The sequence below is a fragment of the Saccharopolyspora terrae genome, from assembly GCF_004348435.1.
GTDB lineage: Bacteria > Actinomycetota > Actinomycetes > Mycobacteriales > Pseudonocardiaceae > Saccharopolyspora > Saccharopolyspora endophytica.
In genome coordinates this window covers 1-7,658 of sequence record NZ_SMKS01000119.1, presented here as the reverse complement: position 1 = coordinate 7,658, position 7,658 = coordinate 1, and the positions used below count along the sequence as shown (strand labels likewise).

Here is a 7,658-nt window from a genome sequence, read left to right as displayed (position 1 = left end):
CTGCTGCATGCCGCGAACGGCCGGGCGGGCGGTCGGGCGGGCCTCGGTTTTCGGGCCGGTCATCGTTACTCCTCGTGTCCGGCGAATTCCGAACTTACGCTAATCAGTGGGTCACTGTTGCGCAACGACCGAGTTCCGGTAGGCGTCTCCCACTTTAGGAGTAGCCCACCTCGGGCGATGCCTGTGTTTTGTTGTTCCTCTCTTCCACACGTATGCAACGGCCCACAATGGTTCACTCCGCCGGGCATCGAGTCCGAGAAACCGCGAATTGTCGATCACTCCGGAAAAAGGTTTGAACCAGGCTGGCATGCTGGTGAGGCGAGGTCGAGGCTCTGATCGGGTCCGCTCACATCCCGGGACCGGCCGCCGCCCTGCCCGCGATCGCCCAGGGCAGGTTGGCTAGCCTGGAACCTCGCGTCCCGCCTGCTCACGACGCGGGAAGCGGCCAACGCAGTCGAACGCTCGAAAAGCGGAAGAAGGAGCCTGAGTACCCGTGATGCGCACGCACGAGGCCGGATCGCTCCGCGCCGGTCATGCCGGGCAGACCGTCACCCTCGCAGGGTGGGTGGCGCGCCGTCGCGATCACGGCGGGGTCATCTTCATCGACCTGCGCGACGCCTCCGGCGTCTCCCAGGTCGTCTTCCGCGAAGGGGAGATGGCCGAGCGCGCCCACCGGCTGCGCGCCGAGTTCTGCATCAAGATCACCGGCGAGGTCATCGTCCGCCCCGAGGGCAACGAGAACGCCGAGATCCCCACCGGCGCGATCGAGGTCACCGTCACCGACCTGGAGGTCCTCAGCGAAGCGGCTCCGCTGCCGTTCCCGCTGGACGACCACCTGGAGGTCGGCGAGGAGATCCGCCTCAAGCACCGCTACCTGGACCTGCGCCGCAGCGAGCCCGGTCGGATCATGCGCATGCGCAGCGACATCAACCGCATCGCGCGCGAGACGCTGCACGGCCGCGAGTTCGTCGAGATCGAGACGCCGACGATGACGCGCTCCACCCCGGAGGGCGCCCGCGACTTCCTGATCCCGGCCCGCCTGCAGCCCGGCAGCTGGTACGCGCTGCCGCAGTCGCCGCAGCTGTTCAAGCAGCTGCTGATGGTCGGCGGCATGGAGCGCTACTTCCAGATCGCCCGCTGCTACCGCGACGAGGACTTCCGCGCCGACCGGCAGCCCGAGTTCACCCAGCTCGACATCGAGATGAGCTTCGTCGAGCAGGACGACGTCATCGAGCTCGGCGAGGAGATCCTGGCCGGCCTGTGGAAGCTGGTCGACCACGAGATCCCGCGCCCGATCCCGCGGATGACCTACGCCGAGGCGATGGCCCGCTACGGCACCGACAAGCCGGACCTGCGCTTCGGTCTCGAGCTCACCGAGATGACCGAGTACTTCTCCGACACGCCGTTCCGCGTGTTCCAGGCGCCCTACGTGGGTGCCGTGGTCATGCCCGGTGGTGCCGACCAGCCGCGCCGCCAGCTCGACGCCTGGCAGGAGTGGGCGAAGCAGCGCGGCGCCAAGGGCCTGGCCTACGTGCTCATCGGTGAGAACGGCGAGCTGTCCGGCCCGGTCGCCAAGAACCTGTCCGAGACCGAGCGCGAGGGCCTCGCCAAGGCCGTCGGCGCCAACCCGGGCGACTGCGTGTTCTTCGGCGCGGGCTCGAAGTCCTCGGCGCGAGGGCTGCTGGGCGCGGCGCGCCTGGAGATCGGTGAGCGCTGCGGCCTCATCGACCACGACGCCTGGTCGTTCGTGTGGGTCGTCGACGCGCCGATGTTCGAGCCCGTCGAGGACATGGAGGCCGGCGACGTCGCCGTCGGCACCGGCCAGTGGACCGCGGTGCACCACCCCTTCACCTCGCCGAACGCCGAATGGGTCGACGCCTTCGAGAAGGACCCGGCCAACGCGCTGGCCTGGGCCTACGACATCGTCTGCAACGGCAACGAGATCGGTGGCGGCTCCATCCGTATCCACCGGCCGGACCTGCAGGAGCGGGTGTTCCAGCTGCTGGGCATCTCCGAGGAGCAGGCGCAGGAGAAGTTCGGCTTCCTGCTGGAGGCGTTCAAGTACGGCGCCCCGCCGCACGGCGGCATCGCCTTCGGCTGGGACCGGATCTGCATGCTGCTGGCCGGTGCCGAGTCGCTGCGCGACGTCATCGCGTTCCCGAAGAGCGGCGGCGGGTTCGACCCGCTGACCGCCGCGCCGGCGCCGATCACCGACGCCCAGCGCAAGGAGGCCGGCATCGACGCGAAGCCGAAGCAGGCCAAGGCCGCGGAGAAGGACGTGACCGGGATGGTCGAGCCGCAGAGCTGACGTTGCTCCCATCGAGTGGCGGCCCGGCCGAGCGCGTCATCCGCGCGTTCGGCCGGGCTCACTCATGTGCGCGGGAAGCGATACGGCATCGGAGTTCGGCACCCGTGCAACGTTGCCGAGGGCCGGTTCCGTCAACGTCTGAGGGAGTCGTGTGCGTCGGGAGTTCAGGGGTGAATACGCAGCGCACACGGCGGATGCCCGGTCAGGTGTCACTTGACCGGTCATGGCCCTAGAGGTTCATGTTGTGGGGGTAGTGTCTGGAGACGATGAGCGTGGAGATCACCACCGGCCCCCCGGAGGTCCGGGTCCCGGCCAGCACCGAGGCGACCGACACGGTCGCCACCGCAGAAGCGGTGCTGAGCAAGAGGACCGGAGCTCCGGTGCGGCTTGCCGACGCGGAGGACCTGGGCGGGAGTGACCGCTCGGTCGTGCTGCGGGTGCGGATCGCCGAATCGCCGTTCGAACTGCCGCGCACCGTGGTCGTGAAGCACTACGGAGAGTGCCCGCCGGAGGCGCGCACCGATCCGTTCGCGCACGAGGCGGCCAGCTGCCAGCTGACCACGGCGCTGCCGCCGGAAGCGCGCGTCAGCCCCGAACTCATCGCGCACGACGTCAACGAGCGCCTGCTCGTGCTCGAAGACCTCGGCCGCGGTTCCACGCTGGCCGACGTGCTCTTCGCCGAGGACCCGCGCGCCGCCGAACGCGCTCTGCTCGCGTGGGCCCGTGCGCTGGGGCGCCTGCACAGCAGCACCGCCGGCTGCGCCGCCGACTTCGACGCGCTGATGCGGAGGCTGGGCGCCAAGTCCTGGACCGACCCGGTCGCCGACGACATCGTCGCCTCGGTCGGCGAGCTGCCCGAACTGCTCAGCCAGATCCTCGGCGTGCGCACGCCGCCGGAGCTGGTCGAGCGGCTCACCGCCGCGTCCGAGCAGCTGGGCTCCAGCCGCTACCAGGCGTTCAGCCCGTCCGACATCTGCCCGGAGAACAGCCTCGTCACCGGGTCCAGCGGGGTGCGCTTCCTGGACTTCGAGTGGGGCTGCGTGCGCGACGTCGCGATGGACGCCGCCTACCTGCAGTACCCGTTCCCGTCCTCGTGGTGCTCCTACGCGTTACCGGACAACCTGGCGCAGAGCATGCTCGCGACCTGGCGCTCGGAGATCGCCGAGGTCTGGCCGGAGCTGGACTCCGACGAGGTGCTGCTGCCCAGGCTGTTCAACGCCCAGCTGCTGTGGGTGTGGGTGTCGACGTGGTGGTTCCTGCCGCGCACCGGCGAGCACGACCGGCCGATCGACCTGCACCAGCCCTCGCCGCGCCGCAGCACGGCGCTGGTGGACCGCTGGCGGCACCTGCGCTCCGACGCGCAGGACGCGCAGCTGTCCGACGTCGCGGAGTTCGCCGACACCGTCATCGACGCTCTGGTGGACCGCTTCGGGGCGGGCGCGCTGCACCTGCAGCCGTACCCGGCGTTCCGCACGGAGTGACGAACCCCGACACCTGGACGATCGAGCGCGCGGCGGTGGCGACCTGGCCCGCCTCGACGGTGGTGCGTCGCGACGGCTGGTTGCTGCGGCACTGCGATCTGCTCCGCCGCCGCCGCTCGAACTCGGCCCTGCCCGTCGGTCCGCTCGACGACCCGGAAGCCGCGATCGACGCAGCGGAGCGCTTCTACGCCGAGCGTTCGAGCCCGGCGATCGTGCAGGTCAGCCCGCTCGACGAGCACTCGGAGCTGGACGGGCTGCTGGCCGGTCGCGGCTACCGGGCCGACGCGCCGACCACGGTCATGCGGACCGAGCGGGAAGTGCTGCTGCAGACCTGCCCGGTGTCGGACTTCGACGTCCTGCTGGACGCCGAGCCCGGCTCGCGGTGGCTGGACGCCGTGGCGGCCGTCGGGGGTCGGCCTGAGCCGAGCCTGGACCGGGTGCCGGCGCCCGTCGCGTTCGCCACCGCCGTGCACCGGGGCGTTCCGGTCGGGGTCGGCATGTTCGCGGTCTCGGACGGCTGGTGCGGCGTCTACGGGATGCGCACGGCCCCGGAGTGGCGGCGACGCGGCGTGGCCGCCGCGCTGATGCGATCAGGCGCCGGTCGGGCGTCGGCCGAGCGGGTGTTCCTCCAAGTCGAGACCGGCAACTCGGTCGCGCTGAGTCGTTACGAATCGCTCGGATTCACACCCGTGCATGCATACCATTATCGGGTTCGGTAGGAATCGCGTTTCTGCGATGTTTCGCAAGTGAACAGGCGACTACCGATGCCGTCCCTCGATGCGGTTAAACCCATCACATTTCAGGTGCGCACGGTGACGACTGGAGTCGCGCAACGTAGTGGCGCGTGGGATGTCGACCCGACGACCGGGTGATTGTGGTGGTCAGGGTTCCCGCATTAAGGAATTCTCATTTGTTGCTCGGCAGATTCGTCCGATCTGCGACTTGCGTACGGAGGTGAGGCTTCCGATATTGTGGGGTTAGAGCGCTTTCGCTCGTTCACCCCGCAGCCGTCGGCGTCGCCGGAAGGGGATCCGCTGCTCGTTTTTTCCGGGAGGCATTCGGTGCGCGGTACGGCATGGCAGATCACGAGGGTGGGACTCTTCCTGCTCTTCGCGGTCGTGGTCGCCGCCCTCGGGCCCACCGACGCCGCACGGGCCACGCAGGTCAGCAGCCCTGCGACCAGCGAGCACAAGCCCGATCCCAAGGAACAGCGGGACGGTGAGAAGCTCCGCGAACGCCTGCCCGGCCTGACCACGCACCGGCGTTCTCAGGCCCGGCACGAACAGGATCGCGACCCCCTGCGCGGCGAATCGAGGTGGACCGCGGCGGATTTCGAAATCCTCGCGCACACCTCACGATTCCCGAATGCTGGGACTGATACATACCACGCACACAGCAGGCTCAGACATTCACCGGCGACGCTGCAGGTCATGCGGCACTAGATCGCCTCGGAGTTCCGCCTTTCCGAGCCGATTCGACCCGGAGATACAACAATGAGCTTCGAGACCTTCGTGCAGAACGCACGTCGTCACCCCCAGTTGATTCCCGCCGACCAGCGCGAACAGCTGGCCGCCGGGCAGAGCCCGTCCGCTCTGTTCATCGGATGTTCAGATTCCCGTGTGATTCCGTCTCAGATCACCGGGGCTGAGCCAGGAACCCTGTTCGAACTTCGAACCGCCGGAAACGTCGTGCCGAAATACGCGCCCGACTCCGGTTCCAGCGAAATGGGCACCATCGAGTACGCGGTGCTGCAACTGGGGATCCCCGACATCATCGTCTGCGGCCACTCGCACTGCGGCGCTGTGACCGCCCTGACCATCGCCGGCCGAGGCCTCGACGAGCTGCCCGCGCTGTGCACCTGGCTGGGCACCGACCAGGCCGTCGCGGCCGAGCTCAGCGACGCCGCCGTCCGCACCGAGAGCAAGCGCCACATCCGCGCGCAGCTCGAAACGCTGCGCGAGTACCCGTTCATCCACGACCGCGTCGAAGCAGGTCAGCTGCGGCTGCACGGCTGGTTCTACGAGATCGACACCGGCTTGGTGCACGTCGCGCCGCAGTCCTCCGACGACGAGGACTTCCTCCCGCTCTGACGAGCCCCCCCACCACGCGTGGACATCGACGCCGGGCACCCACCGCGCAGGGTGCCCGGCGCGGTCCCCGCTACCCGATTTCAGCCCTGGAGGGCGATCATGACCACGCAACTCGAAGACAAGTCGCAACAGCAGACCGGGCGAAGGCCCAACGCGCCCAACACGCTCGGCGCCGACATCGCCGCCTCGCTGGTGGTGTTCCTGGTGGCCGTGCCGCTGTGCGTCGGCGTCGCCGTCGCCTCCGGCGTGCCCGTGGAACTCGGCATCGTCACCGGCATCGTCGGTGGTCTCGTCGTCGGCCTGCTGCCCGGCAGCAGCCTGCAGGTCTCCGGCCCGGCCGCCGGCCTGACCGTGCTGGTGGCCTCGGCCGTGGCCCAGCACGGGCTCGGGATGCTCGGCATCATCGTGCTCGGCGCCGGCCTCGTGCAGATCCTGCTCGGCGTGAGCCGCCTGGGCACCTGGTTCCGCGCCATCTCGCCGTCGGTCGTGCAGGGCATGCTCGCCGGTATCGGCCTGGTGCTGATCCTCGGCCAGATCTACCCGGTCGGCGGGCTGGAGCAGCCCTCGACCACCGCGGAGAAGTTCGGTGGCCTCGGCGAGCTGGCCGTGGCCATGGTGACCACCCCGCAGGGCCTCGCCGGTGTCGGTCTGGCCGTGGCCGCGCTGCTGATCGCGACCGCGTGGAAGAAGTTCGCGCCCGCCGCCGTGAGCCTGGTGCCCGGCGCGCTGATCGCCGTCGTCGTCACCAGCGCGGCCACCGCGCTGCTGGCGCTGCCGGTGAAGAAGATCGAGGTCGGCTCGCTGCTGTCCTCGCTGAACCCGCCGGCGCTGACCGACTTCGGCGCGATCAACGTCGCCGTGCTGGGATCGATCCTGACCTTCGCGCTGATCGCCTCGGCGGAGAGCCTGTTCAGCGCCGCCGCCGTGGATCGCATGCACGACGGGCCGAAGACGCAGTACAACAAGGAGCTCGTCGCGCAGGGCGTCGGCAACTCCGTGTGCGGTGTGTTCGGCGCGCTGCCGATGACCGCCGTGATCGTGCGCAGTTCCGCCAACGTCCAGGCCGGCGCGAAGACGAAGCTGTCCCGCGTGCTGCACGGCTTCTGGCTGCTGCTGTTCGTGGTGGCGCTGCCGGGTCTGCTGGCGTTCATCCCGACCGCCGTGCTGGCCGCGCTGCTGATCCAGGCCGGTTGGAAGCTGCTGGAGATCCAGGCGGTCGCCAGGCTGGTGCGCGAGCACCGGTCCGAGGCGTTCGTGCTGGTGCTGACCGCGGTGACGATCGTGGCCACCGACCTGCTCATCGGCACCCTGACGGGTCTGGCCGTCGCGGTCGTCAAGACCGCGATCGAGGTCTCCCGGTTGTCGGTCAACGCCCAGCACAGCGAGGATCGGGTTCACGTCGAGCTCGGCGGCAACGCCACGTTCCTGCGCCTGCCCCGGCTGCTCGACCACCTGGAGAAGCTGCCCACGGGCAAGCACGTCCACCTCGACCTGAGCACGGTCCGCCACCTGGACCGCGCCTGCCACCAGGCGGTCGAGAACTGGGTCGCCGAGCACCGCCGCAACAACGGCAGCGTCGACGTCGCCATGCCCGCCAAGGCCGGCTGACCAGGTCCTCACCTGAGGTGACCCGATTTCCACCGAAGTCCGGGTTCCGATTTCCACTGAAATCGGGACCCGGATTTTCATTGAAATCGGGTCGCTCGGGGCGGGGTCGAGGTCGTGAGGGGACTCCGGCCCGCGGGCGGTCTTGGTGAGGGTTGGTGCGGGGGATGGGGG

6 protein-coding genes are annotated in these 7,658 nt (G+C 69.4%); all 6 read left to right on the top strand.

Annotated elements, in window-relative coordinates:
* Positions 1-493 precede the first annotated feature (493 nt).
* Positions 494-2,308: an aspartate--tRNA ligase gene (gene aspS / locus E1181_RS30590; protein WP_132679886.1), complete on the top strand. Its 1,815-nt coding sequence runs from the start codon at positions 494-496 to the stop codon at positions 2,306-2,308.
* A 272-nt stretch (positions 2,309-2,580) separates the two neighbouring features.
* Positions 2,581-3,789: a phosphotransferase family protein gene (locus E1181_RS30585; RefSeq protein ID WP_408007616.1), complete on the top strand. Its 1,209-nt coding sequence runs from the start codon at positions 2,581-2,583 to the stop codon at positions 3,787-3,789.
* Positions 3,786-4,508: a GNAT family N-acetyltransferase gene (locus tag E1181_RS30580; RefSeq protein WP_132679884.1), complete on the top strand. Its 723-nt coding sequence runs from the start codon at positions 3,786-3,788 to the stop codon at positions 4,506-4,508. The genes E1181_RS30585 and E1181_RS30580 overlap by 4 nt, the downstream gene beginning before the upstream one ends.
* Positions 4,509-4,850: 342 nt before the next feature.
* Positions 4,851-5,231, top strand: coding sequence for a hypothetical protein (locus E1181_RS30575; RefSeq protein ID WP_132679883.1), 381 nt, complete (start codon positions 4,851-4,853; stop codon positions 5,229-5,231).
* Positions 5,232-5,282: 51 nt separating this feature from the next.
* Positions 5,283-5,879, top strand: a complete 597-nt coding sequence (locus E1181_RS30570) for a carbonic anhydrase (RefSeq protein ID WP_132679882.1) — start codon at positions 5,283-5,285, stop codon at positions 5,877-5,879.
* 99 nt (positions 5,880-5,978) lie between these two features.
* Positions 5,979-7,487, top strand: a complete 1,509-nt coding sequence (locus E1181_RS30565) for a SulP family inorganic anion transporter (RefSeq protein WP_132679881.1) — start codon at positions 5,979-5,981, stop codon at positions 7,485-7,487.
* Positions 7,488-7,658: the final 171 nt, after the last annotated feature.